27 protein-coding genes are annotated in these 24547 nt (G+C 30.8%); 5 read left to right on the top strand and 22 right to left on the bottom strand.

Translation table 11 applies throughout. The features are described from left to right. Positions 1–13: 13 nt before the first annotated feature. From atpH to M6G78_RS03240, 11 genes are all read right to left on the bottom strand, one after another. Entirely contained in the window at positions 14–556 is a 543-nt protein-coding gene (gene atpH, locus M6G78_RS03190) for an ATP synthase F1 subunit delta (RefSeq protein ID WP_171020589.1), read from the bottom strand. Next, positions 549–1067, bottom strand: coding sequence for a F0F1 ATP synthase subunit B (gene atpF, locus M6G78_RS03195; RefSeq protein WP_138268760.1), 519 nt, complete (start codon positions 1065–1067; stop codon positions 549–551). Before atpF ends, atpH begins: the two co-directional genes overlap by 8 nt. A 36-nt stretch (positions 1068–1103) precedes the next feature. Further along, a complete protein-coding gene (gene atpE / locus M6G78_RS03200) occupies positions 1104–1358 on the bottom strand; it encodes an ATP synthase F0 subunit C (protein WP_138268759.1) in 255 nt (84 codons plus the stop codon). Positions 1359–1434: 76 nt separating this feature from the next. After that, entirely contained in the window at positions 1435–2241 is an 807-nt protein-coding gene (locus M6G78_RS03205; RefSeq protein ID WP_138268758.1) for a F0F1 ATP synthase subunit A, read from the bottom strand. Between the two features lie 21 nt (positions 2242–2262). Continuing rightward, positions 2263–2670, bottom strand: coding sequence for an ATP synthase subunit I (locus tag M6G78_RS03210; protein ID WP_171020588.1), 408 nt, complete (start codon positions 2668–2670; stop codon positions 2263–2265). Positions 2671–2739: 69 nt separating this feature from the next. Beyond that, on the bottom strand, positions 2740–2973 hold the full coding sequence (locus M6G78_RS03215) for an AtpZ/AtpI family protein (RefSeq protein WP_138268756.1): 234 nt from the start codon (positions 2971–2973) through the stop codon (positions 2740–2742). Then, complete coding sequence (locus M6G78_RS03220) at positions 2960–3418, bottom strand: dCMP deaminase family protein (RefSeq protein WP_138268755.1); 459 nt, start codon at positions 3416–3418, stop codon at positions 2960–2962. The genes M6G78_RS03215 and M6G78_RS03220 overlap by 14 nt, the downstream gene beginning before the upstream one ends. A gap of 15 nt (positions 3419–3433) precedes the next feature. Next, entirely contained in the window at positions 3434–3886 is a 453-nt protein-coding gene (gene rpiB, locus M6G78_RS03225) for a ribose 5-phosphate isomerase B (RefSeq protein WP_138268754.1), read from the bottom strand. 54 nt (positions 3887–3940) lie between these two features. Further along, a complete protein-coding gene (locus M6G78_RS03230) occupies positions 3941–4963 on the bottom strand; it encodes an L-threonylcarbamoyladenylate synthase (protein ID WP_253229589.1) in 1023 nt (340 codons plus the stop codon). 279 nt (positions 4964–5242) lie between these two features. Then, entirely contained in the window at positions 5243–5959 is a 717-nt protein-coding gene (locus tag M6G78_RS03235) for an HAD family hydrolase (RefSeq protein ID WP_138268752.1), read from the bottom strand. A 21-nt stretch (positions 5960–5980) separates the two neighbouring features. Next, positions 5981–6649 carry an HAD family hydrolase gene (locus tag M6G78_RS03240; RefSeq protein WP_253229590.1) on the bottom strand — a complete coding sequence of 223 codons (669 nt, stop codon included), beginning with the start codon at positions 6647–6649 and terminating at the stop codon, positions 5981–5983. 151 nt (positions 6650–6800) lie between these two features. On the opposite strand from M6G78_RS03240, the gene M6G78_RS03245 reads away from it, so the two are divergent. The 3 genes from M6G78_RS03245 (at position 6801) to M6G78_RS03255 (ending at position 10772) form a co-directional block, all read left to right on the top strand. Further along, on the top strand, positions 6801–7799 hold the full coding sequence (locus M6G78_RS03245; protein ID WP_253229591.1) for a polysaccharide deacetylase family protein: 999 nt from the start codon (positions 6801–6803) through the stop codon (positions 7797–7799). Between the two features lie 170 nt (positions 7800–7969). Further along, positions 7970–9418, top strand: a complete 1449-nt coding sequence (locus M6G78_RS03250; protein WP_253229592.1) for a 4-hydroxyphenylacetate 3-hydroxylase family protein — start codon at positions 7970–7972, stop codon at positions 9416–9418. Positions 9419–9467: 49 nt separating this feature from the next. Then, the gene (locus tag M6G78_RS03255) at positions 9468–10772 is read left to right on the top strand and encodes an acetyl-CoA hydrolase/transferase family protein (protein WP_253229593.1); all 1305 of its coding nucleotides are present in this window, start codon (positions 9468–9470) and stop codon (positions 10770–10772) included. A 91-nt stretch (positions 10773–10863) separates the two neighbouring features. On the opposite strand, the gene M6G78_RS03260 is transcribed toward M6G78_RS03255, so the two are convergent. The 9 genes from M6G78_RS03260 to spoIIP all read right to left on the bottom strand — a co-directional run bounded on the left by M6G78_RS03260 (position 10864) and on the right by spoIIP (position 18933). Beyond that, positions 10864–11901: an electron transfer flavoprotein subunit alpha/FixB family protein gene (locus tag M6G78_RS03260; RefSeq protein WP_253229594.1), complete on the bottom strand. Its 1038-nt coding sequence runs from the start codon at positions 11899–11901 to the stop codon at positions 10864–10866. 25 nt (positions 11902–11926) lie between these two features. Then, a complete protein-coding gene (locus tag M6G78_RS03265; protein WP_138268746.1) occupies positions 11927–12709 on the bottom strand; it encodes an electron transfer flavoprotein subunit beta/FixA family protein in 783 nt (260 codons plus the stop codon). Positions 12710–12730: 21 nt separating this feature from the next. Next, on the bottom strand, positions 12731–13870 hold the full coding sequence (locus M6G78_RS03270) for an acyl-CoA dehydrogenase (RefSeq protein ID WP_138268745.1): 1140 nt from the start codon (positions 13868–13870) through the stop codon (positions 12731–12733). A 15-nt stretch (positions 13871–13885) separates the two neighbouring features. After that, positions 13886–14722 carry a 3-hydroxyacyl-CoA dehydrogenase family protein gene (locus M6G78_RS03275; RefSeq protein WP_138268744.1) on the bottom strand — a complete coding sequence of 279 codons (837 nt, stop codon included), beginning with the start codon at positions 14720–14722 and terminating at the stop codon, positions 13886–13888. A gap of 66 nt (positions 14723–14788) precedes the next feature. Beyond that, a complete protein-coding gene (locus M6G78_RS03280; protein ID WP_138268743.1) occupies positions 14789–15559 on the bottom strand; it encodes an enoyl-CoA hydratase-related protein in 771 nt (256 codons plus the stop codon). A 30-nt stretch (positions 15560–15589) separates the two neighbouring features. After that, a complete protein-coding gene (locus M6G78_RS03285; protein WP_138268742.1) occupies positions 15590–16771 on the bottom strand; it encodes an acetyl-CoA C-acetyltransferase in 1182 nt (393 codons plus the stop codon). A gap of 174 nt (positions 16772–16945) precedes the next feature. Next, positions 16946–17590 carry a redox-sensing transcriptional repressor Rex gene (locus tag M6G78_RS03290; RefSeq protein ID WP_253229595.1) on the bottom strand — a complete coding sequence of 215 codons (645 nt, stop codon included), beginning with the start codon at positions 17588–17590 and terminating at the stop codon, positions 16946–16948. Positions 17591–17708: 118 nt separating this feature from the next. Beyond that, positions 17709–17945 (bottom strand): hypothetical protein, encoded by a 237-nt coding sequence (locus tag M6G78_RS03295; protein ID WP_138268740.1) that lies wholly within the window; start codon positions 17943–17945, stop codon positions 17709–17711. Between the two features lies 1 nt (position 17946). After that, complete coding sequence (gene spoIIP, locus M6G78_RS03300) at positions 17947–18933, bottom strand: stage II sporulation protein P (RefSeq protein WP_253229596.1); 987 nt, start codon at positions 18931–18933, stop codon at positions 17947–17949. A gap of 195 nt (positions 18934–19128) precedes the next feature. Here spoIIP and M6G78_RS03305 point away from each other — a divergent pair, with 195 nt between their 5' ends. Beyond that, entirely contained in the window at positions 19129–20421 is a 1293-nt protein-coding gene (locus M6G78_RS03305; protein WP_253229597.1) for an NAD(P)H-dependent oxidoreductase, read from the top strand. A 144-nt stretch (positions 20422–20565) separates the two neighbouring features. Then, positions 20566–20967, top strand: a complete 402-nt coding sequence (locus tag M6G78_RS03310) for a helix-turn-helix domain-containing protein (RefSeq protein ID WP_138268737.1) — start codon at positions 20566–20568, stop codon at positions 20965–20967. 27 nt (positions 20968–20994) lie between these two features. Here the strand turns inward: M6G78_RS03310 and M6G78_RS03315 are convergent, their stop codons facing one another. Both M6G78_RS03315 and M6G78_RS03320 read right to left on the bottom strand, forming a co-directional pair. Beyond that, complete coding sequence (locus M6G78_RS03315) at positions 20995–21441, bottom strand: Hsp20/alpha crystallin family protein (protein WP_138268736.1); 447 nt, start codon at positions 21439–21441, stop codon at positions 20995–20997. Between the two features lie 311 nt (positions 21442–21752). Continuing rightward, positions 21753–24287 carry an MBG domain-containing protein gene (locus M6G78_RS03320; RefSeq protein WP_253229598.1) on the bottom strand — a complete coding sequence of 845 codons (2535 nt, stop codon included), beginning with the start codon at positions 24285–24287 and terminating at the stop codon, positions 21753–21755. Between the last annotated feature and the right edge of the window lie 260 nt (positions 24288–24547).

A 24547-nucleotide genomic window follows, 5' to 3' on the forward strand; every position in this document is an offset into this window, starting at 1 on the left:
TTTATTTCCCTTCTTAAACTATCTTTGTTTCTTTTAACTGTCTTTTTATTTGATTAAGTTCATTTTTTACTGATAAATCAATCATTTTTCCATTAATAAATAGTACGATACCCCCAATGATATCTTTATCTATTTTTTCATTTAAGATAATTGTTTTATCAAGTTTTTTTGATAACTTATTTTTTAAACTTTCTTTTAATTCATCACTTAACGGATTTGCACTTACAACCTCAACATCTAAAATACCTTTATATTCTAAGTACATTTTCTTAAAATTAAGATATATCATTTTGATTTCGCAAATCCTATCCTTATCAACTAAAATATTAAAAAAGTTTTTAAGTATTTTATTATCTTCATCACTAAGAATATTGTTAATGATACTTTTTTTATCTTCTTTCATTATTGTTTCGTTTGAAAGAACGTTATAAAGTTCTTCGTTACTTAATAATGAATCATAAAATGATGTAAATTTATCATATACAGTATCTATTATGTTTTCTTCTATACATAAAGATGATAAAGAATAAGCATATCTGTAAGCAGCATTACTCATAATGCACCTCATCCAAACTTGCAATAGCTTTTTTAATCAATGCTTCATCAGCATCTTTATCAAGTTTTGCATCTATAACTTTATTCGTTATATCTAAAGAAATATCAATAATATTATCTTTCATTTCTTTCATTGCAAGTTCTCTTGCACTTTCAATATCTTTTTTAGATTTAGCTTTAATCTTTCTAGCTTCCTCATTTGCCTGAGAAATAATATTTTCTTTTATTTCTTTAGCTTCTTTGGTAGCCTCGTTAGTAATAGCTAAAGCTTCTTCATTGATACTTTTTACTTTCTTTTCATATTCTTGTTTTAAAGCGTTTGCTTTTAAATTTTCATTTTCCGCTTTGTCAAATTCTTCGGTTATAATACTTTGTCTTTTATCAATAACATCTACGACTTTATCATAAAAGAATTTCTTTACCAAAATAAAGAATAGTAAAAATATTGCACCCTGAATTAACATTTGATAAAGCATTTCAGTTGAAAAGTTTATTAATGATCCAGCTAGCATATAATCACCACCTTACCTTTATTATCGTTGTCTTTTTTAGCTAAAAGGTTTAACAAATAATAAAATTAAAGCGACAACCAAACAATAAATAGCTGATGTTTCCGCAACAGCACAACCTGTTAATAATGTTTTTAATATTGTTCCTTCTGCTTCTGGTTGTCTTGCAACTGATTCACAAGCTTTACCTGTTGCATTACCTTGTCCAACCCCTGTACCTAATGCACCTATCATGGCAAGACCGGCACCTATTGCTGAACATGCTAAAATTAAATCACTTCCTGAAATATTCATTATTATTTCCTCCTTGAATAAAAAAGCATTTTTCTATTTTTATATTTTATCCGATTAAAAATCGGGTAAAGGCAAATTATTCTTCATCCATTGCGGATGAAATGAATACCATCGATAACATACAGAATATAAATGTTTGAAGTATTCCGGCAAACCAGTCAAAATAACCGTGACAGAATGCTACAAAGAATGATGGTATAAGTAATAATATGGCAACAATTCTAACAATCTTATTTTCCGTAAATTTGTTTGCTTTCCCAAAACATAAGTATAGACATAAAATCAATGATGTAAAGAAAACAAACATTGCAACTTTTGCGGAACCGACAAATATAGAATATACCAATGATAATATTATAAGTCCACCTGTAATGTTACCGAATAAACGGAAACCAAGTGAAACAGGATTTGCGATTTCACCAATAATATTTATAGGTAAAAAGAAAAATACCGGTTCTGTAAAATCCTTCAAGTATTTTTTTATACCTTTTGTTTTTAATCCATAATATTGAGTTAATACAAAAGTTATAATTCCAAGTGTAAGTGTTGTAGCCAAATCCGCAGTAGGAGGTCTTACTATCCCAAGGAATACAAAACTACTTAAGTTTGCAACAAGCAAGAAAGCAGCCAAGGCAAAAAAGTATGGTGTAAAACCAATGTTTTTCTTACCCATAGTACTGCTTACAAAATCTCTGCAAGCACTTACCATATATTCAGCAATAACTTGTTTTTTAGAATTAGGTCTAATTTCAAGACCTTTTGCTAAATACATTAAAAAAACGAAGGTTAAAGCTAAAATAATTACAGTCCAAATAATTGTATTAGATATAGGTATTTTGCCGATATTAAAAATATTATCAACAGTACTAATACTTACATTCATTTTCTCTTCTCCATTTTTTTATTACTTGTTTTTTAAACTAATAAGATTATAAACATATAACACGGCTCTAAAAGATAATAACCCTATTATTAGTCCTATTACATTTACTTTTATCCACTTATTAGCAACAAGAAAAACTAATACCAATATCAAGAGTACTTTTCTTATGGCAGCATGTAAATTGGCATAATTTACGGCACTGTCCTTATCCATCTTTATTGCCGTTCTTAAATCATTGAATAACATCCAATGAAATATTAAAGCAACAAGACATCCTGATATTATTCCAAGAATTATACTCTTATCTAATTTAAAAAGCAATACAAAAATTATAAAAATAAAATTTAAAATCAAAGTAAATATACTTATTTGAATTTGCTCTTTTAGTAAATCTTCAATGGTAAAATTCTCGTTATTTTCCTTATTCATTTTAAGCCTCATTCATTATTATTCGTATTGCTTATATGGTGGTTTGCAAAAGCAAACCACCATATTTTTTTATTTTTTCATTACATTTTTAAGAATATAATACATATTCCTAATGGCTGCCAATATACCAAGAAATAAAAATATTAACGTCCAAATATTACCCGTTTGAAACTTTGTATCTAAGAATTTTCCAAAAAACAAACATAAAACTATTGTTACAACAATAGTAATGCCCAGCTGAAAAAATATCGCCAAAGCTTTTGCAATACTTGAGATATCATTATTTTTATTATTTTCCGTCATATTTAACAACCTCAACTCCTGCTTCCTTTAATAATTCCATACTAAATTCATCAGGATAATTACCTTTATATACAATTCTTTTAATACCTGCATTTATTAACATTTTTGAACAGAGAATACAAGGAGAATCAGTTATATAAATATCTGCTCCTTCCACACTTACTCCCATGGTTGCCGCAGAAATAATAGCATTTTGTTCTGCATGGGTAGCCCTGCAAAGCTCATGTCTTTCTCCGCTTTTTATATTGTTTTTAAGTCTTATGCAAGTATCTTTTGTACAATGCTTAAGACCTTTTGGAGCTCCGTTATAACCGGTAGAAATAATTTTATGGTCTTTTACTATTATTGCTCCAACTTGTCTTCTTATACAAGTTGAACGAGTTTTTACAACTTCCAACATATCCATAAAATATTCATCCCACGAAGGTCTTTGATTATTTTCCATTATTTTTTCCTTTTATTATTTGTATACTTTTTCTTCGTATGCTTTAATTTTGTTAATTCTGTTTTCGTGTCTTCCGCCTAAAAATTCTTTTTCATCTAAATAAGCTCTAAGGATTTCAGCAGCAAGTTCAGGACCTGTAATTCTTCCGCCTAATACAATGATGTTTGCATTGTTGTGTTGTTTACACATTTTAGCAGAGAATGTATCTGTACAATGAGCAGCTCTGATACCTTTTACTTTATTAGCAGCAATGCTGATACCAATACCTGTACCACAAATTAAAATACCTCTATCAAATTCTCCTGCTGCAACAGCTTCGCCAACTTTAATTGCATAGTCAGGATAGTCAACACTATCTGCAGAATCTGTTCCGTAATCTACAAAATCATAACCTTCCTTTTTAAATGTGTCGATTAAGAATTGTTTTAATTCATAACCACCATGATCACTTGCAATAACTATTTTCATAATTTTTCTCCTTTAAAATTAATTTATTTAAACTGCAAAGCAGTTATTAACTATTTATAGATTTATTATATCTCCGGATGCAGACTTAAGAAGTCTATTCATATACGCAAGCCCTATACCTTCCGTATCCATAGCTTGAGCATAAATCACATTTAAATTTTCTTTATCCATTTCCCTTAAAAGAAAATATAAATTTTTGCTTGCATCAACAATATCTTTTCCCAAAGATTTTAGGAATACTTTATCATTTTCAATTTTACCTAAAATATTATTTAATCCTAAAAATCCTATATGTTCTTCTTTTAAATTATTTAGATAATTAATAATAGATTTATCTTCACCGCTTAAAACAACCACCTTTGTTTTAGGTTTATAATGTTCATATTTCATTCCCGGAGATTTTGGAAGAAGTGCATCTTCTTTGCTGTATCCATAAACTTTTTTGTTTATTACCTCTTCAATTTCTTTTGCACTTATTTTTCCCGGTCTAAGTAATTTTACTTTATCAGTCGAAACATCTAAAACCGTAGATTCCAAACCTATTTGAGATTCCTTTGAACATAGAATCATATCTACTTTACCACTAAGTTCCTCTACCAAATATTTTTTATTAGTTATACTTGGTCTTTTTGATATATTTGCACTTGGTGCTGCTATCGGAGTATTACAAGCTTTTATAAAAGCATTTGCTTCTTTGTCACTTGGCATTCTTATTCCGACTGTATCCAAGTTATTTGATACGCTGTTTGGAATATTATCTGATTTTTTCATAATTAAAGTAAGAGGACCCGGGAAAAATTTATCCATTAGTTTTTTTGCATCATCGCTTACCTCTCTAACTAATCCCTCAAGCATACCAAAATCACTAATATGGACTATTAATGGATTATCCATAGGTCTGTTTTTTGCTTTAAATATCTTTTTTACTGCTTCATCATCATAAGCATTTGCGCCAAGACCATATACAGTTTCCGTTGGGAAAACAACGGTTCCTCCGTTATTTATTACTCTGGCTGCTTCATTAAAAATATCTATTAAATTGTCATTATTTGTTAAATCATAAACTTTTGTTTCCATAATATTCCTAAGACATTTTTCTAAATTATATCATTAATTTTTTCATTTACATACAATTTATAATCAAATATATTGCATTATTTATAAAATAAATTTTAGTGTATAATAAAATTTTATTATATATATCTCTCCAAACTAAAAGGGTGCCAATTATAAAAATTACACCCTTGTAAAAAATATTATATTTTTATAAATCTCGGTAATTAATACTAATTATCAATTAATAATCATTATAATTACAATTCTTAAAATAACCTTTAAAAATTATCAAATTAAAAACTATTTTAATATTTTTAGTATCAATTTAGCTTCATCCATAATATTTTTAAGACTTCTCTTATTAAGAATATTTACTACTTCCAATACATGCATAGGTTCATGAATAACATAGTCGGCACCAGCCTTAATCAATGATTCACCACCTCTGAATCCCCAACCACAACCAATAGAAAATGCTCTCGCATTTTTTGCAATTTGGATATCAACTTCGCTGTCTCCTATAAACACAACTTCATCATGATGAATATCAAGTGTTTGCATCAATTGATTACAAGATGCAGGATTTGGTTTTAAAGGAAATCCTGAATCTGCTGCTATAATATGTTTAAATTCAATATCTTCAAAAAATTCGTTTAATAAAGGAACCAATAATCTTGAAGGCTTATTTGTTATAACACATAAGTCTATATTCTTTTTTCTAAGTCCTCTTAATGCATGTCTTATATTTTTATAAGGTTTACAATTTTCATTAAAATGTTTTGAATAATAATATTGTACTTCAACATCCATTTCATGTAAAAGTTGTGGGTCGTTCATTGATTTTGGAGTAACCATGTTTATCATATCATAACAGCTTCCTCCAAATACATCCTTATATTGTTCAATTGGAACTTCATCGAATCCATGAGCTTTTAATACATGATTAATACTGTTTGCAGTATCCACCAAAGTATCCATTAACGTTCCATCAAAATCAAATACTGCTGCTTTTATCATATTTCTTCTCCTTTTATATTATTAATTATTTAATTTATTTACTATATCAATAATTTCTTCTGGGCTATCTACAATATATTTTGCCCCGGCTTGTTTAAGTTCTTCAACAGGTCTAAAGCCCCAGCTTACACCAATTATTTCACTAATATTTCCGTTTATTGCTGTTTGCATATCAACATTGCTGTCTCCAATATAAATGCATTCTTCACCACTTACTTCTAATTTATTCATTACATAATCAATACATTCTTTGCTTGGTTTAACTGGGAATTTATCAGTCTTACCTAAAATCACACTAAATGGGAAATCTCCATAAACTTTTTTTAGCATAGGAACAGTAAATTCATGACCTTTATTTGTAAGAACTCCTACTTTTATGTTCATATCTACAAGTTTTTTAAGCATATTTTCAACACCATCATATGCCTTTGTATTATCCATATAATGTTTACCATAATATGAATTAAAATCATTAAATATTTTATTTATTAATTCTTCATCGCTTTTCTTTTCTTCCGGTAACATTCTTATACATAAATTCCTTATGCCGCTTCCAACAAAAAATCTGTATTTTTCTTTATCATGCACTTCAAATCCGTTTTGTTTTAACACATAGTTACCTGCATTTGCCAAATCTTCAAGAGTATCTATTATTGTTCCGTCTAAATCAAATATTGCTGCTTTAATCATAAATATTTTCCCCTCTATACTTTTATAATTTTAATATTTTATTTATTTTATTTTTTGATATAATAATACAAGTATGAAAAATTTATTAATAAAACTAACGAAAAAAAACAATTTAATATATTTTTTTATTATTATATATGTCCTTTTCATTTTGTGGATTTTAAATATATCGTATAGTAATAATTATAACAAAGTATGCAAAATTTTACAAAATAAAAATGAAATAACTTCAATAAGCAAAAGTTCTTCTAATCCTATAAATTATAAAAGAAATAAAAATTCAAACTATATTATTGTAAAAGAAAGTATATTAACAAACGAAAGAAATGAATGCATAGGATTTATAGATAAAGGTAATAAAATCAAAATAATAAAAAGTAATAATGATAAAAAAATAATAGCTTTTGCAAATACAAAAAGAATATCACTATCAAAAACATTTTCTAAAATGAAAAACATCCCTTTTCATATATTAACAATAGGTAGCATTAATAGCGACAGCATACAAAAAATAAAGTTAAAAAAAATTTATTTAACATTTGATGACGGCCCTACACAAATGACAAAGGAAGTATTAGACGTATTAGAGAAAAATGATGTAAAAGCGACCTTTTTCTTTAATGCTGCAAAAGGTAAAGAAGATGAAAAAATAATTAAAGAAATAGTAAACGACGGACACCTTCTTGCTCTACACACTTATTCTCATGATTACAAAAAAATTTATAAAAATCCCAAAGCTTTTATTGAAGATTTAGAAAAAAACAGAAAAAACTTTAAAGACATAACAGGATATGATTGTAGAATTTTTAGATTTCCTGGAGGAACAAACAATACAGTATCATTCTCTTATGGAGGGAAAAAAGTAATCAAAAATATAATAAAACTGTCAAAAGAATACGGATATGATTATGTAGATTGGAATGCATTCCCTAATGATACAATATCAAAAGTTTCAACAAAACAATATAATATCATAATAAAACAAGCAAAATGGAATGAAGAAACAGTTGTTTTAATTCATGTATTTGACAGAAATAAAAGTTTACCCAAAGGACTTGATAACGTAATAAAACAACTAAAAAAACAAGGATATACCTTTGATACAGTAGACAATCTTTCAACGGAAATAAAATTCTCACCTGCAAATTAAAAGGCCCAGCGCCTTTTTTTTTGTATTTTTGCATTGCATTTTTGCAACAAAAATATAAATTTCATTAAAATATACCTATTTTAAGATGAAATTATTGGCACGATATTTGCATTATATATTATAAAACCCAACTACCCTAACATAAAACATTCGAAAGGAAGGTATATATTATGGCTTTAATGACAGGTAAAGAATATATCGAAAGTATACGAAAATTAAATTTACAAGTATATATGTTTGGAGAAAAAATTGAAAATCCAGTAGACAATCCAATTTTACGACCTTCATTGAATTCAGTAAGAGCTACTTATGACTTAGCACAAATGCCGGAATATGAAGATTTAATGACAGTAACATTAGAAGACGGCAGAAAAATAAATAGATTTACACATATTCATCAAAGCACAGATGATTTAATTAAAAAAGTCAAAATGCAAAGACTATGCGGACAAAAAACAGCATCATGCTTCCAAAGATGTGTAGGAATGGATGCATTCAATGCAGTATATAGTACAACTTACGAAACAGATAAAGCACATGGAACAAATTATCATGAAAACTTTAAAAAGTTCTTAAGATATTGCCAAAACAATGACCTCGTTATTGACGGTGCAATGACAGACCCTAAGGGAGACAGAGGACTTCCTCCTTCTAAACAAGAAGATCCGGATTTATATTTAAGAGTCGTTGAAAGAAGAGAAGACGGAGTTGTTGTAAGAGGTGCAAAAGCGCATCAAACAGGAATGGTTAACTCTCATGAAGTTTTGGTTATGCCTACGATAAATATGACAGAACAAGACAAAGACTATGCTATTTCCTTTGCGGTTCCAACAGATACTGAAGGTATTTTAATGATTGTAGGCAGACAATCTTGTGACACCAGAAAACTTGAAGATTCTGATATGGATGTAGGAAATGCAGAATTTGGAGGAATGGAAGCTCTTGTTATTTTTGATAATGTTTTTGTTCCAAATGAAAGAATATTTTTAAATGGAGAATATGATTTTTCAGGAATGCTTGTTGAAAGATTTGCAGGTTATCACAGACAATCTTACGGAGGATGTAAAGTTGGTGTAGGAGATGTTCTTATAGGTGCAGCAGCAGTGGTTGCAGAATATAACGGAGCAGCAAAAGCTTCTCACATAAAAGATAAATTAATTGAAATGACACACCTAAATGAAACTTTATACAGCTGCGGAATAGCTTGCTCTTCTCAAGGGTATGAAACAATGTCCGGAAATTATATGATTGATTTACTTCTTGCAAATGTATGTAAACAAAATGTAACAAGATATCCTTATGAAATTTCAAGACTTGCAGAAGACATTGCAGGAGGAATAATGGTTACAGCTCCTTCACAAAAAGATTTAGAAAGTCCTGTTGTAGGAAAATACGTAGAAAAATATTTAAAAGGTGTAGCTAATATACCTACAAAAGACAGACTAAAAATTTTAAGACTTATAGAAAATCTAACACTTGGAACAGCAGCAGTAGGTTACAGAACAGAGTCCCTACACGGAGCAGGCTCACCTCAAGCTCAAAGAATCATGATAGCAAGACAAGGTAATTTAAATATGAAAAAAGAACTTGCAAAAAATATTGCAAATATAAAAGAATAACTTATATTTTTCTTTTACCTTAATCAAAATAAGAGGAAAGGAGTAAAAGATGGATATAAATAAACTATATAAAAGTAAATTAAAGACCGCTGAGGAAGCTGTAAATTATATAAAATCAAACGATAGAGTAGTTATTGCCCATGCGGTAGGAGAACCTATTTATATTGTAGATAAAATGGTAGAAAATTATAAAGCATATAAGAATGTTGAAATTGTTCAACTTGTTCCTATGGGACATTCTCTTTATGCAAAAGAAGAAATGAAAGAACACTTTAAATTAAATGCTTTCTTTCTTGGAGGGAATACAAGAGATGCTGTTTATGAAGGAAGAGGAGATTTCACACCATGCTTTTTTTATCAAATTCCTACTCTTTTCAGATCTTCCCTACCTGTTGATGTTGCTTTAGTTACTGTTTCTCCTCCTGATAAAGATGGATTTTGTTCCCTTGGGACATCATGTGACTACACAAAACCAACAGCACAAGCTGCAAAATTAACAATTGCACAAGTAAACAAAAAGATGCCAAGAACTTTAGGAGATAATTTCTTGCATATTAGTGATATTGACATTTTAGTTGAACACGATGAACAAATTCCAGAACTTCCAAATCCTAAAATAACAGATGTTGAAATGAAAATAGGAGAAAATTGTGCAAAATTAATTAATGACGGAGATACACTTCAACTTGGCATAGGTGCTATTCCTGATGCAGTGTTAAAATTTCTTACAAATAAAAAAGATTTAGGCATACATTCAGAAATGATTTCTGATGGTGTAGTTGACTTATACGAAAAAGGTGTAATAACATGTAAAAAGAAAACTTTACATAAGAATAAAATGGTTGTTGCATTTTTAATGGGAACTCAAAAATTATATGATTTTGTTCACGATAATCCTATTATAAACATGATGGATATTGAATATGTAAATAATCCAATTGTAATAGGACAAAATGATAATATGATTTCCATCAACTCAGCATTGGAAGTTGATTTAATGGGACAAGTTTGTGCTGAAGCAATAGGATTAAAACAGTTTAGCGGAATTGGAGGACAGGTTGACTTTGTAAGAGGTTCTGCTTTTTCAAAAGGCGGAAAATCCATAATTGCATTTCCTGCAACCGCGAGAAACGGCACAATTTCAAAAATTGTTCCGTTTCTTCAAAAAGGAAGTGCTGTAACCACATCAAGAACTGATGTAGATTATATTGTCACCGAATACGGGATTGCCCATTTAAAAGGTGAAACATTAAGAACAAGAGCAAAAAATCTTATAAATATTGCTGCTCCTCAATTTAGAGAAGAACTGATTATTGAATACGAAAACAGATTTAAAGAAAAATTTAATAACTAAATAAAAACCACGTATATATTACGTGGTTTTATTCATAAAAAAAGGAGTGTAATAATACACTCCTTTTTACTAGTTAGATTTTATGATTATATTAAGCATTCTTAATAGCTTCTGTTAATAATGGAACGATTTTGTTTAAATCGCCTACTACACCATAATCAGCAATGCTGAAGATTGGAGCAGATTCATCTTTGTTGATTGCAATGATAATATCAGATTCTTCCATACCAGCAGCATGTTGGATAGCACCTGAAATACCAATAGCAAAGTAAACTTGTGGACGAACAGTTTTACCTGTTTGACCTACTTGGATATCTTTTGGAACCCAACCAGCGTCAACGCAAGCTCTTGAAGCAGAAACTTCACCACCGATAGCATCAGCTAAATCTTCTAATAATTTGAAGTTTTCAGCACTACCTACACCACGACCACCTGATACTAAGATTTTAGCTTCAGAAATATCAACTTTGTCTTTTACAGCTTTAACAACATCTAGTACTTCTACATATTTGTTGTTTTTAGTAAAGTCAACTTTAACTTCTTCTACGTTAGCTTTAGCACCTTCTTTAGGTTCAATTTTTTGCATAACGCCAGGTCTTACTGTAGCCATTTGAGGTTTGTTGTCAGGACATACGATTGTAGCCATTAAGTTACCACCAAATGCAGGTCTTGTTGCATTTAAGAACATTTTACCTTCATAACCTTTGTTTACGTTACCTAAAGCATTTTTAAATTCACCGATTTCAAGAACTGTACAGTCAGCTGTAAGACCTGTAGCAACTCTTGCAGAAACTCTAGGAGCTAAATCTCTACCGATTGCAGTAGCACCGTAAAGAACGATATCTGGTTTATATTGTTTAATAATTTCATCCATAGCATGTGCATATGGTTCTGTTGTATATGTTTCTAATGCAGGATCATCTACAACTAAAACTCTATCAGCACCATAAGCTGCTAATTCATCAGCTAATCCTTTTACATCTTTTCCTAAAAGAACAGCTGTAACTTCTGTGTTTAAAGCAGCAGCAAGCTTTGTAGCTTCACTTGTTAATTCAAGCGCAACATTGTTGATAACACCATCAACTTGTTGTGCGAAGACAAATACGCCTTTATATTCTTCAAAACTCATTATTTCAATTTCCTTTCCTAATTAATTAGATAATATGTTTTTCTTTTAATTTTCCTAAAATGTAATCAGCTGAAGCATCAGCATCTAATTCAACTTTTTCACCTGCAGCTTTAACAGGTTTAGGGAATGATTTAGCAACATTTGTAGGAGAACCAGCTTTACCGATTTTTTCATCAGCGATATCAACATCTTTTCTTGTAATAATTTGGATGTCTTCTTTAAATGCATCAAAGATTCCGCCCGGTGTCATATATCTTGGTTTGTTTAAATCGCCAAGAGCTGTGATTAGGCAAGGCATTTGAGCTTTTTCTACATGATAACCATCATCATATTGTCTTTCAACAGTGATGCTGTCATCTGTTACTTCAACAACTTTTTGAACATAAGAAATGTTTGGAATTCCTAAATGTTCAGCAATTTGAGGACCTACTTGAGCTGTATCACCATCGATAGCTTGTCTACCTGTGATGATTAGGTCATATTCCATTGTTTTTAAAGCAGCAGCTAATGTATTAGATGTTGCAAGAGTATCAGCACCACCGAATGGTCTATCTGTTACTAATACACCTTTATCAGCACCCATAGCCATAGCTTCTCTTAAAATTTCTTCTGCAGCTGGTAAACCCATTGTTATAACAGTTACTTCTGCACCTGTTTTATCTTTAATTTGAAGTGCAGCTTCTAGACCAGCTTTATCGTCTGGGTTCATAATAGCAGGTACGCCTTCTCTGATTAGAGTACCTGTTTTTTGATCTATTCTAACTTCGTTTGTATCTGGAACTTGCTTAGCGCAAACTACGATTTTCACTATAATTATCTCCTTTTCCTATTATTTTAATAAGTTACCTGAGATTACCATTCTTTGAACTTCTGAAGTTCCTTCGTAAATTTCAGTAATCTTAGCATCTCTCATCATACGTTCAACATCATATTCTCTTGTGTAACCATATCCACCGTGAAGTTGAACAGCTTTTGTTGTAACTTCCATAGCAACTTCTGCAGCATATAATTTAGCTTGAGCAGCTTCGAAAGAGAATCTCTTTTGATTATCTTTAGCTCTTGCAGCTTTGTAAACTAATAATCTAGCAGCTTCAACTTTTGTTGCCATATCAGCAAGTTGGAATTGAGTATTTTGGAATTTAGCGATAGGTCTACCGAATTGTTTTCTTTCTTTAACGAATTCAATTGTAGAATCTAAAGCACCTTGAGCTAAACCAAGAGCTTGAGAAGCGATACCAATTCTACCGCCATCAAGTGTTTGCATAGCAATAGCAAATCCCTTACCTTCTTGACCAAGAAGATTTTCTTTTGGAATTCTGCAGTCTGTAAAGATTAATTCATATGTAGAAGAACCTCTGATACCCATTTTCTTTTCTTTAGTACCAAATGTAAATCCAGGTGTTCCTTTTTCTACGATGAATGCAGAAATACCGTGATTTCCTTTTGATTTATCTGTCATAGCAAAGATTACATATGTATCAGCTTCTTTACCGTTTGTGATAAAGATTTTAGAACCGTTAAGTACATATTCATCTCCGTCTAAAACAGCTTTTGTTTGTTGACCTGAAGCATCTGTACCAGCGTTTGGTTCTGTTAAACCAAAAGCACCAAGTTTTTCACCACTGATAAGTGGTCTTAAGAATTTTTCTTTTTGTTCTGGTGTACCGAATTTTTTAATTGGTTCAGCACCTAAAGATGTATGTGCAGAAACGATAACGCCTGTTGTACCACATACTCTAGATAATTCTTCAACACAGATTGCATATGTTAAAGAATCACAACCTTGTCCGCCGTATTCTTTTGGCATAGGAATTCCTAAGAATCCTAATTTTTGCATTTTTTCAACAGTTTCTCTTGGGAATACTTCTGTTTCATCTACCTCTTGAGCTAGAGGTTTTACTTCTGTTTCAGCAAATTCTCTGAATAGAGATCTCGCCATTTCATGCTCTTTACTTAATGTAAAATCCATTTGTTTTGAATCCTCCTATTTATAATCATAAAATCCGTGACCAGATTTTTGACCTAACTTGCCGCCACGAACCATTTTCTTAAGTAATGTGTGTGGACGATATTTAGGGTCGCCAGTTTCATCATATAAAACGTTCATAATAGCTAAACAAACGTCAAGACCGATTAAGTCACCTAATGCTAAAGGTCCCATTGGGTGGTTAGCACCAAGTTTCATAGCTGCGTCGATACCTTCAACGCTGGCAACGCCTTCTGCATAAATAGCAACAGCTTCGTTAATCATTGGAATTAAAATTCTGTTTACAACGAATCCTGGAGCTTCAGCAACTTCTACTGGAGTTTTACCGATTTCTTTAGAAATTGCTTTAATTTTGTCTACAATTTCTACAGGAGTATTTAAACCTGCGATAACTTCTACTAATTTCATTACAGGAGCTGGGTTAAAGAAATGCATACCGATAAGTGGTCTGTTTACTTTAGCACCGATTTCTGTAACTGATAAAGAAGAAGTGTTTGTAGCAAAGATACAATCTTCTTTACAAATTTTATCTAATTCTTGGAATGTTTCTTGTTTGATAGACATAACTTCAAGAACAGCTTCTACGATTAAATCGCAGTCACCACAGATATCTTTAACACCTGTTGTAATTTTAGCTAAAATTTCATCAGCTTTAGCTTGTTCCATTTTGCCTTTTGCTACTCTTTTAGCAAATCCTGCTTCAATTCTTTTTTTACCGTTTGCAGCGAATTCTTCATTGATATCACATAAACAAACTTCATAACCTTCTGTTTGTGCAAAAGCTTGAGCTATACCAGAACCCATAGCTCCAGCACCAATAATACCTACTTTCATTATTATCCTCCAAATTATTTTTTTAAGTCCGGAAAAATCCGGACTATATTTACTTAAATTAAAACACTATTTGTTTTGGAATTCAGCTTTTCCTTTTTCTAAGAATGCTTTCATGCCTGCTTTTTGGTCTTCACTATTGAAGCAATCTCCGAATAATTTTTCTTCGATTACGATAGCTTGATCCATATCTACTTGTAAACCTTCGTTCATTGCTTTTTTACAATTTCTTACAGCAATAGGAGCTTGTTTAGCAATTTTACCTGCTAATTTTTTAGCTTGTTCCATTAATTCTTCAGGAGCATAAACAGCATTTACAAGGCCGATTTCCAAAGCTTTATCGGCTTTAATGTTGTATCCAGCATATACTAATTCTTTAGCCATGCCAACGCCGATAATTCTTGCAAGTCTTTGTGTTCCGCCAAATCCAGGAGTAATACCAAGTCCTACTTCAGGTTGACCAAATAATGCTTTATCAGAACAAATTCTGATATCACAACTCATAGCAAGTTCGTTTCCGCCACCTAAAGCAAAACCGTTAATAGCAGCGATTACAGGAATTGGGAAAGTTTCAATTTTTCTGAAGATGTCATTACCGAATTTACCGAATGCTTCACCTTCTTCAGCAGTCATTGTGCTCATAGATGCAATATCAGCACCTGCTACGAAAGATTTACCTTCACCTGTTACGATAACTGCTCTTGTGTTATCTAAATCAATAGCATCAAAAGTAGCTTCTAAATCTTTTAAAACTTCTTCGTTTAAAGCATTTAAAGCTTTTGGACGGTCAATAGTAACTATACCTACAAAACCATCTTGTTCATATCTAACAAAACCCATTTTTATAATCTCCTTAATTTAATCAATAAATTAGTCTCTTTCAACGATAGTAGCACAACCCATACCACCACCGATACAAAGTGTTGCTAAACCTTTTTTAGCATCAGCTTTTTGCATTTCATGTAATAGTGTTACAAGGATACGACAACCTGAAGCACCTACTGGGTGACCAAGAGCGATAGCACCACCGTTTGGATTTAATTTATTTAAGTCAAATCCTAATTCTTTACCAACAGCGATTGATTGAGAAGCGAAAGCTTCGTTTGCTTCGATAATATCGAAATCATCAACACTCATACCAGTTTTAGCTAAAACTTTCTTTGTAGCAGCAACAGGACCGATACCCATGATTGTAGGATCAACACCACCTAAAGCACCTGCTACCCATGTAGCCATTGGTTTAACACCAAGTTCTTTAGCTTTTTCTTCGCTCATTACAACAACAGCAGCAGCACCGTCATTGATACCTGAAGCGTTACCAGCTGTTACAACACCGTCTGGTTTGAATGCAGGACGAAGTCTTGCAATACCTTCAGCTGTTGTTCCTGGACGAGGACCTTCGTCTTTGTTGAAGATAATTGTTTCTTTTTTCTTTTTAACTTCTACAGGTACGATTTCATCATCGAAAGCACCTGCTTCTTGAGCAGCTACAGCTTTTTGTTGAGAATTAGCAGCAAATTCGTCTAATTCTTCTCTTGATAAATTCCATTGTTCAGCAATGTTTTCAGCTGTAATACCCATATGATATTGGTTAAATGCATCCCATAAAGCATCATTTACCATTGTATCAACTAAAGTACCATTGTTCATTCTGTAACCATAACGACCATTCATTACTGCATATGGAGCCATTGACATGTTTTCCATACCACCTGCAACAACGATATCAGCATCCCCTGCTTTAATCATTTGTGCAGCCATGTTTACACAGTTAAGACCAGAACCGCAAACTACGTTTACAGTAACAGCTGGAACTTCAATTGGTAAACCAGCATTGATTGAAGCTTGTCTTGCTACGTTTTGACCTAAACCAGCTTGGATAACACAACCCATATATACTTGATCAACTTGATCAGCTGGAACATTAGCTCTCTTTAAAGCTTCTTTTATTACAATTGAACCTAATTTTGCAGCAGGTGTAGTGCTTAATGTACCGCCCATTGTACCGATTGCAGTACGACAAGCACCTGCTATAACTACTTTATTTGCCATTTTTTTTCCTCCTAAATTTAAACTTTAATCATAGCAAAAGGCAAAGCTATGAACTTATATATAAGCTGGTATATATTACCAAACTTTTATAAACTTAATTATTTAAACCCCTATAAATAAAGGTTTTATTTATATTTTGATTATATAATAATATCAAAAACTTTACAATATTATTTATTTATCTTTATCCATTTTTTCACGTAAATGCATAGATAACAGTGCTAAAGAAGCAGCTGTATTTTCATGCTGAACAAGAATATTATCAGGAACTACCAAATGAGATGGAGCAAAATTCCATATAGCTAAAATCCCACATTCAACAAGCATATCACATACATCTTGAGCTTCATTTGCCGATACTGTTATTATACCGATATGAATGTTATTTTTTTTGCATACATCATACAGCTTGTTTACATGATAAATTGGTTTACCTTTAAATCTCTTACCAATAATGTCCTTATTTACATCGAAAGCAGCAACAATTTCAAGTCCATAATCCGCATATCCGTTATAAGAAAGAAGCGCTCTTCCAAGCTGTCCTGCCCCTATTAATACGGCTTTATCCGTTTCATCATAACCAAGGAAATTTTTTATATCTCCTATTAACGTATCAACGTCATAGCCAAGCCTTGGTTTACCTCCGGTAGAACTTATTGCCGCCAAATCTTTTCTGACTTGAACTTCGTTTAATCTCAAATCATCTGCAATTGTAGGAGAAGATATATTTTTTATATTTTCTCTCTTTGCCCAATTAAGATAATTTAAATAAGAAGGTAATCGTTGGAGAGCTTGTTTTGAAACAGAATTCCTATCCATTTTATATGATTTTCCTCCTTATATCAGTAATTTTTTATCAGTATAATTATACTGATATATAAAGTTTATGTCAACCAAATTTAATTTAAATTTAAAATAAAAAAAGATTCCCACAATCCTATTTTGTGAAAATCTTAAAGTCATCAATATTTAATTCATATCCAAAAATATTAATAATATTACTTTCATTATTGCTATCTTCAGCGCTGTTTTGATCAAGAAAAACACTTGTTTCATGTTCTTTAAAACTATCATAATACATATTTTTCAGATAAAAGAACATATATATTCCTGCTATAATTATCAAAACAAGAAAAAAAATCATTGTTTTAAAAGAAATATTTCGTTTATACATATTATTTCATATCCTCTTTTATAACCTCTCCAACTACTCTTCCAAGAAGCTTTGCCGAATATTTTGCTTCTTCCAAATTATTTAAATTACTCCCTATTTCAAAAAGCAGACTGTTTGGACTAAGCCACTGATTGTATCTATATGGTTCTCTTTTTATTATTCCAAGATTAATATCAGGATACATACTGCTAAACTGTTTATTTATTTTATTTGCAAAACTTAAATTTTTACTAGAATTTTTGTGATTCATCCCGAGAACAGTCATAACTTTTGCAGCAGACTTACTTCCAACCTTCCCATTATATTTTTCATTATTATTAGAAGAAGGAAGTCCGTCTCTATGTATATCAAAAACGTATTTTATACTTGGATTTTCTTTTAATATTTTCTCTGCACTCTCAAGAGAATTATCGTACGCTGCATTATAACTTGGATAATCATGTAAAGAAGTATCATGAATACAAATAATACCATATTCTTTTTCTAAAACTTCTGCCATTTCCTCCCCTACACTTATCATGTTTTCGTCATTTTCTCTTGAACGATAAGTTCCTTTTGAAGTTTTGTCTTTAAAAGATTCTGTAGCATGAGTATGATATATTAAAACAAGAGGTTTCCCATCATTAACTTTACTTACGGTTTTATCATCATTCATCTTTTTATTTGCAATCTTAAGCTCGCTACTATTTGATGTTTCTTCTTTATCTTTATCTACTTCAACTTCTTCATACCCTATATCATTCAAAGATAGACAAGGCACTGTAAGAGATAGAATATTTTTCGTAAAACCATAAATACTTCCTGTTTCTTCATTGCTGTTTGATTCATCATTCATTACTACAACAGTTTTTTTTATAATGTCTTTAAAAACAGTCGTACCGTTAGTCTTCTCCTCTATTTGACTCTTTATACCAAAAGGAATCGAAAAATTAAAAATTAATAAACATATTAAAATTAACCCTTTATTTTTAACTAATCCACTTAACACTTGTTCACCTTTTCCTTTTAGAAAATAATAAAACTTAATAAAAAAGAAGTTTGTATATACCTGTCATATTAAAATTAGAATTTAATTAAAAATATATAATTTTAAATATTATAGTGCTATAATTGTTCTGTTTTAAAATATGTACATTTGAGGGGATGAACATATTTAATATAGAAGGAAAGAGGAAAATTATCTATGCTAGGCATGAATTACAGATTAAAAGATTTACATGAAAAAAATAATCCTATTAAAGTCGGCATAATAGGTGCCGGACAAATGGGAAGAGGTTTAATAAGCCAGTTATACAAAATGAAAGGAATGACACCAAGCGTTGTATGTGACATAGACGTAAATAAAGTTTTACATGCATTTTCAAAATCAAATATTACAGAAAATGATTATGTCATTACAAACAATTTATCACAAGCAAATGATGCTATCAAAAAAGGTAAAATTGTAGTAAGTGAAGATAAACAAATTGCTTCTTTTGTTGAAGCAACAGACTGCGTTGTTGATGCAACAGGTTTTACTGATATTGGAGCAGAAATTGCAATTGATACAATAAACAATGGTAAAAACATTGTAATGCTTGATGTTGAAGCAGATGTTGTTGTTGGTCCTATTTTAAAAAGAAAAGCGGACAAAGCAGGTGTAATTTATACAGGAAGTGCAGGAGACGAACCCGGAGCAGTTAAAGAAATGTTTGACTTTAGTGAAGCTTTGGGCTTTGATATAAAAGTAATAGGAAAAGGGAAAAATAATGAAGTTGATCACAGCTGCACACCTGACAGTATAAGAGATTATGCAATAAGCAGAGGCGTAAGCCCTAAAATGCAATGTTCTTTCTCTGACGGAACAAAAAACATGGTTGAACTTTGCTGTATGGCAAACTCTACAGGACTTGTTCCAGATGTTAGAGGTGGACATGGCCCAAAATGCGACATTAAAAACTTAGATAAAGTTCTTTGTTTAAAAGAAGAAGGCGGTATTTTAAACAATTACGGTGTTGTAGAATGGGTAAATGGTATTGCCCCTGGTGTATTTGTAATAGTTTCATCAGATCTTGAGTTTATACATCACGAAATGCAATACTTAAGAATCGGAGATGGTCCAAATTACGTATTATACAGACCTTATCACTTATGCGGAATGGAAACACCACTTACAATAGCAAGAGCAGTTTTAGATAAAGCACCAACAATCGTTCCTATGGATGGTCTTGTATGTGAAGCTATAACAGTTGCAAAAAAAGATCTTAAAAAAGGAGAATCAATAGACGGTATAGGAGGTTTTTCTACTTACGGAACAATTGATAAAAGAGAAGTTGCAAAAGAACTAAATGCACTTCCAATAGGTCTTATAAATAAAAACACAAAAATGGCAAAAGATGTTAAAAAAGGTGAAATTATAACTTATGATGATGTCATCTTGGATGAAGATTCTTTACTTGTTAAACTTAGAAGAGAACAAGATAAGATTTGGGAATAATAATAAATTAAAAGACAAAATATAAATTATATTTTGTCTTTTTTTATGTAAACTGTCGGTTTACCTTTTTCTCTTATAAGTAGATAGACTATTTATTTATAATGAATTAAAATATATCTATAATAATTGGTCAAGGAGAAAAATATGAATTCAAATATAGGTGAAAAAATAAAACAAAAAAGAAAAGAAAAAAACATGACACAGCAAGAACTTGCAAAAAAATTAAATATTACAGATAAAGCTGTGTCAAAGTGGGAAAGGAATTTATCATATCCTGACATTTCAATAATACCTCTCCTTTGCGAAATTCTTGATATGGATACAAATGATTTTTTAGGTTTAGAGCAAAAAAAGTTAGATTTTAAAAACTTAAACAAATCAGACTTTTCAGAAATGATTAACTTAACAGCAAAATGCGTAGGGTTAGCCCTTGGAATAGGCGTTCTTGTTTTAAACATATTAAAAGAAATATCAGCAAATGATAGTATTATATTACTCAGCATAGCAATAATATGCTTCGGCATTACATCTTTTACAAAAAAATAAGGCTACCTAAACGGTAGCCCTTTTCAATTAACCTTCAATCGCTATAGTTTTCTTTTCTTCAACTTGTTTTTGATCTTTCTTAGGAACATTTAATTTCAAAATACCATTTTCGTATTTAGCTTTAATTTCATCTTCTTTAATTTCAGTTCCTATATAAAAACTTCTTGAACAAGAACCACTATAACGTTCTTTTCTTATATATTTTCCGTTTTCGTCTTTTTCATCATTATTTACATCTTTGCTTGCGCTTACTGTTAAATAACCATCTTTCAAATGAGCTGAAATTTCATCTTTACTAAATCCAGGTAAGTCAATATCTACTTCATAATTATCTTCATTTTCTTTAACATCAGTTTTCATTAAATTTGTTTCTTGTTTGTATAGTGGATTTTTACCACCAAAGAAATCTCTATCCAAAGACAAGTCCATTAAATCATCAAATAAGTTTTCTCCAAAAATACTAGGTAACATCATAAGTCATTCCTCCTTTTCTTAGACATTCTATCTATGTCACTAGTTTTTTTGAACTATGGGGTTTGAATCTTTCTGAGGTTCTCCTCTTTGTTCAAGTATAATATATCACTTTTTGTTAGCACTGTCAAGAGATGAGTGCTAATTATTTTAATTTTTATAAAAATACTCCTGCATAATTACTGTTTTATACAGGAGTATTTATTTTCGTATCAATTATATTAAATCTTAAATTTGCAATAGTTTTATATATACAATATAACTATTTTATTTACATTTATTTTCTATTAAAATATAAAATATTATTTTTCTATTTAACGTTGTTTTCTTTTACTAAATAAAACTAATGATAAAATTCCAATTACAGATACTATAAGTAATGCATACCAAACAAAAACATTTGTATTATCACTTGTTGATACTTTTTCAGATGTATCAGATTGATTAGTATTATTGGTTTTATCTGTATCACTTGGTGGTACATTTTTTTCAACAACATTTACGATAATATCTGTTTCCACAACTTCATAATTTTGAGTATCAGATGGTATAAAAATGGCTTTAAAAGCATGTACCCCTGATCTATCAGCTATCTGATTTTCATCTTTCCATGAAAAACCTTCAGGAAGTTTTATAGTTGAAAGAGATTTTCCTTTTTCAATAGTTATTTGATTTGGAACTTCATATTTGGGAACGGCTTTTTTAATTTCAAAGAATTTAATTGCTTCTAATCCCATGTAATTTTTATTTTCTTCTACTTCAGCCTTAACATACCATGTTCCTGCATTAATTGGAATTGTTTCTTTATATGTACCGTCTTTTTTGTCACTGTATGTAAACTTAACAGCACCATATTTTGAAACGGCTTTAGGAGTATTCCCTTGCTCTCCATATGTCCAACCAGTAATAGATAAATTATCTACCCATTCGTTTGATAATTTACTAATGTTAAATTCAAGCTCATCAGAAGCACCACTATAGTTATCATCAGCCTCTACACTTGCAATAACCTTATAATTCCCTGCGTCAATAGGAGCAGATTCAATTTGAATCCAAGAATTATTATCTTTTTCAAACCATCTAATTGTATAATCTTTACTGCTTCCTATTTTATCTATATCAGGAGTATTTACAGCATTTCCATCAAATTCTTTATCAAGACTCTGGTTTTTAATTGTAATCTTACTATCAGCTTTAGCAATATTAACTGTTAAATTACGTTCTACATAATGCCCTTGTGCATTATATCCTTCCACATTTGCAAAGCCATATTCATCTTCATAAGCTGAAACATCAAAACGAGCAAGATATGTCTTTTCTCCTACAGAAACCGCGGTATCTTCATCTGACCATGTCCAGCCATCCGGTAAATTAATATCCGACAGTTTTTGTCCATAAACAGCAGTTAAATTAGTTGGAGGATTTATAATAGTATTTCCATCAATATACGCAGTTGCTTCAGGTAAAGAAAGATATACGTCACTATTTGGAGTACCTTGAATAATAAAGCCATTATCTGTTTTTGTTATTTGTAATGCCTCTAATACATTTAAAGCCATAATTTTATCAATATAATCATCCGGTAGATAATAGCCGTCATTTACTGTAACTTCGATAGGCTCGATACTACCCCATACACCTGTTTGAGAACCATTATTGGATGTAATATTCATACTAACTCCAGTTTTGAATTTTACATTAATATCTCTTTTATTATAACCCGCCAAATTTGCATAGGTTATTCTATCTGATGTGGTTTCTAACCAAACCTTGCAGTTTTCAAATGAAGATAGAGAATCAGAAATTTCACTTGCAAACAATAAGTCATTATTAGATACTTTTTTTGCCCATGCCCCTTCACTGTTTTGCACAACAAGATAGGTATTATCATTTGTAATACCACTTACTGAAACACTTTTATATTCTCCGCTGAGTGTTGCAGTACCTACATTTCCTTGATATCTAATTGTAAAGGCACCATCACCATCAGTATCAGATAGTGTCATGGCTCCATTAGATGTTGCAGGCATTGCACAAGATGCAAAAAGTGCAGATGACAAATCTAATTTAAAAGCAGGAGCTAATCCACATGCGTATTCAACAGCCCAATCCGATACATAAGAAATATATCCATACATTACAGTTGATTTATATGGTAAAGTAGAACTTGGAGCACGTAACCAGAAAATTTCAGTTCCACAATAATTTATATCAATACGAAGACCTGTATTTAATACGTCTGAGTATGTACCATTTGTTCCTACATTTATATGATCTCTACCAAAATTCTGATTACCATATGGAAGATACAATATATCTGTTGTAGAATATGCTCTACTATTATAACTATCTAAAGTATAAATGGTCGTACTTTTCATAAATTTTTGCTCTTCATTTGTAAAATAGGATGTCAATAAATTTTCTAACTTGTTTCTTATGGGACTCCCACCGTAATGATTTGGATTGACTTTTTCAATATTACTTCCCTCTGGATATTCACAGTTCCAATTTGGATCATAGTCTTTCTTATCCCAGTCTGTTACCTCAGATTCAAACACAACACCTTGTTCCATCATACTTGCAGCAAATAATGTTATACTATCATTACTTTGGCTTCCTGCTATCCACCACTGCTGATTATTATTCCCAAAATATACTTTAGCAGGATTAACCGAACCATCAGTATCATCAGTATTAAAACTCCTCAACTGCTCAACTGTTGCAAACTCAGTAATATCCGGACTTTCAGCTGCATAAACATTTGTATTAAATTGAAATACAATTGTTAGCATAAAAACTAAAGTGAAAAAAATTAATTCTACTCTTTTCCAAATGTATTTTTTTTTCAATTAAAACAGCCCCCCTTCTTTATTTAACTATTTATCTTTTATGTTATTAAAACATTTACATTAACATTTACATTATAAATAGTTTATTTTATAAAGCCACGGTTAAAAGCATACTTTACATGATTATAAAATATTTTTTTAATTACAGACTTTTTATAAAATAGACGTTATTATCATATTTTCATAATAACGACAAATGTTTAACGTAAATCATTAATGTTTGTCGCTTATTGTTCGTTTATTGGAGTCAATTATTATTC

Origin of the sequence: Anaerofustis sp. NSJ-163, assembly GCF_024135845.1 — a bacterium.
Lineage (GTDB): Bacteria > Bacillota > Clostridia > Eubacteriales > Anaerofustaceae > Anaerofustis > Anaerofustis butyriciformans.

What these genes read in the sequence shown, in the direction of transcription:
- M6G78_RS03305 (WP_253229597.1), top strand. Translation starts at nt 19,129, where the DNA reads ATGCTAGGCATGAATTACAGATTAAAAGATTTACATGAAAAAAATAAT.
- M6G78_RS03250 (WP_253229592.1), top strand. Translation starts at nt 7,970, where the DNA reads ATGGCTTTAATGACAGGTAAAGAATATATCGAAAGTATACGAAAATTA.
- atpF (WP_138268760.1), bottom strand. Translation starts at nt 1,067, where the DNA reads ATGCTAGCTGGATCATTAATAAACTTTTCAACTGAAATGCTTTATCAA.
- M6G78_RS03315 (WP_138268736.1), bottom strand. Translation starts at nt 21,441, where the DNA reads ATGATGTTACCTAGTATTTTTGGAGAAAACTTATTTGATGATTTAATG.
- M6G78_RS03205 (WP_138268758.1), bottom strand. Translation starts at nt 2,241, where the DNA reads ATGAATGTAAGTATTAGTACTGTTGATAATATTTTTAATATCGGCAAA.
- M6G78_RS03215 (WP_138268756.1), bottom strand. Translation starts at nt 2,973, where the DNA reads ATGACGGAAAATAATAAAAATAATGATATCTCAAGTATTGCAAAAGCT.
- M6G78_RS03230 (WP_253229589.1), bottom strand. Translation starts at nt 4,963, where the DNA reads ATGGAAACAAAAGTTTATGATTTAACAAATAATGACAATTTAATAGAT.
- M6G78_RS03210 (WP_171020588.1), bottom strand. Translation starts at nt 2,670, where the DNA reads ATGAATAAGGAAAATAACGAGAATTTTACCATTGAAGATTTACTAAAA.
- M6G78_RS03285 (WP_138268742.1), bottom strand. Translation starts at nt 16,771, where the DNA reads ATGGCAAATAAAGTAGTTATAGCAGGTGCTTGTCGTACTGCAATCGGT.
- M6G78_RS03220 (WP_138268755.1), bottom strand. Translation starts at nt 3,418, where the DNA reads ATGGAAAATAATCAAAGACCTTCGTGGGATGAATATTTTATGGATATG.
- M6G78_RS03280 (WP_138268743.1), bottom strand. Translation starts at nt 15,559, where the DNA reads ATGGGTTTTGTTAGATATGAACAAGATGGTTTTGTAGGTATAGTTACT.
- M6G78_RS03295 (WP_138268740.1), bottom strand. Translation starts at nt 17,945, where the DNA reads ATGTATAAACGAAATATTTCTTTTAAAACAATGATTTTTTTTCTTGTT.
- M6G78_RS03290 (WP_253229595.1), bottom strand. Translation starts at nt 17,590, where the DNA reads ATGGATAGGAATTCTGTTTCAAAACAAGCTCTCCAACGATTACCTTCT.
- atpE (WP_138268759.1), bottom strand. Translation starts at nt 1,358, where the DNA reads ATGAATATTTCAGGAAGTGATTTAATTTTAGCATGTTCAGCAATAGGT.
- M6G78_RS03240 (WP_253229590.1), bottom strand. Translation starts at nt 6,649, where the DNA reads ATGATTAAAGCAGCAATATTTGATTTAGACGGAACAATAATAGATACT.
- M6G78_RS03275 (WP_138268744.1), bottom strand. Translation starts at nt 14,722, where the DNA reads ATGAAAGTAGGTATTATTGGTGCTGGAGCTATGGGTTCTGGTATAGCT.
- M6G78_RS03310 (WP_138268737.1), top strand. Translation starts at nt 20,566, where the DNA reads ATGAATTCAAATATAGGTGAAAAAATAAAACAAAAAAGAAAAGAAAAA.
- M6G78_RS03270 (WP_138268745.1), bottom strand. Translation starts at nt 13,870, where the DNA reads ATGGATTTTACATTAAGTAAAGAGCATGAAATGGCGAGATCTCTATTC.
- atpH (WP_171020589.1), bottom strand. Translation starts at nt 556, where the DNA reads ATGAGTAATGCTGCTTACAGATATGCTTATTCTTTATCATCTTTATGT.
- M6G78_RS03255 (WP_253229593.1), top strand. Translation starts at nt 9,468, where the DNA reads ATGGATATAAATAAACTATATAAAAGTAAATTAAAGACCGCTGAGGAA.
- rpiB (WP_138268754.1), bottom strand. Translation starts at nt 3,886, where the DNA reads ATGAAAATAGTTATTGCAAGTGATCATGGTGGTTATGAATTAAAACAA.
- M6G78_RS03235 (WP_138268752.1), bottom strand. Translation starts at nt 5,959, where the DNA reads ATGATAAAAGCAGCAGTATTTGATTTTGATGGAACGTTAATGGATACT.
- M6G78_RS03260 (WP_253229594.1), bottom strand. Translation starts at nt 11,901, where the DNA reads ATGAGTTTTGAAGAATATAAAGGCGTATTTGTCTTCGCACAACAAGTT.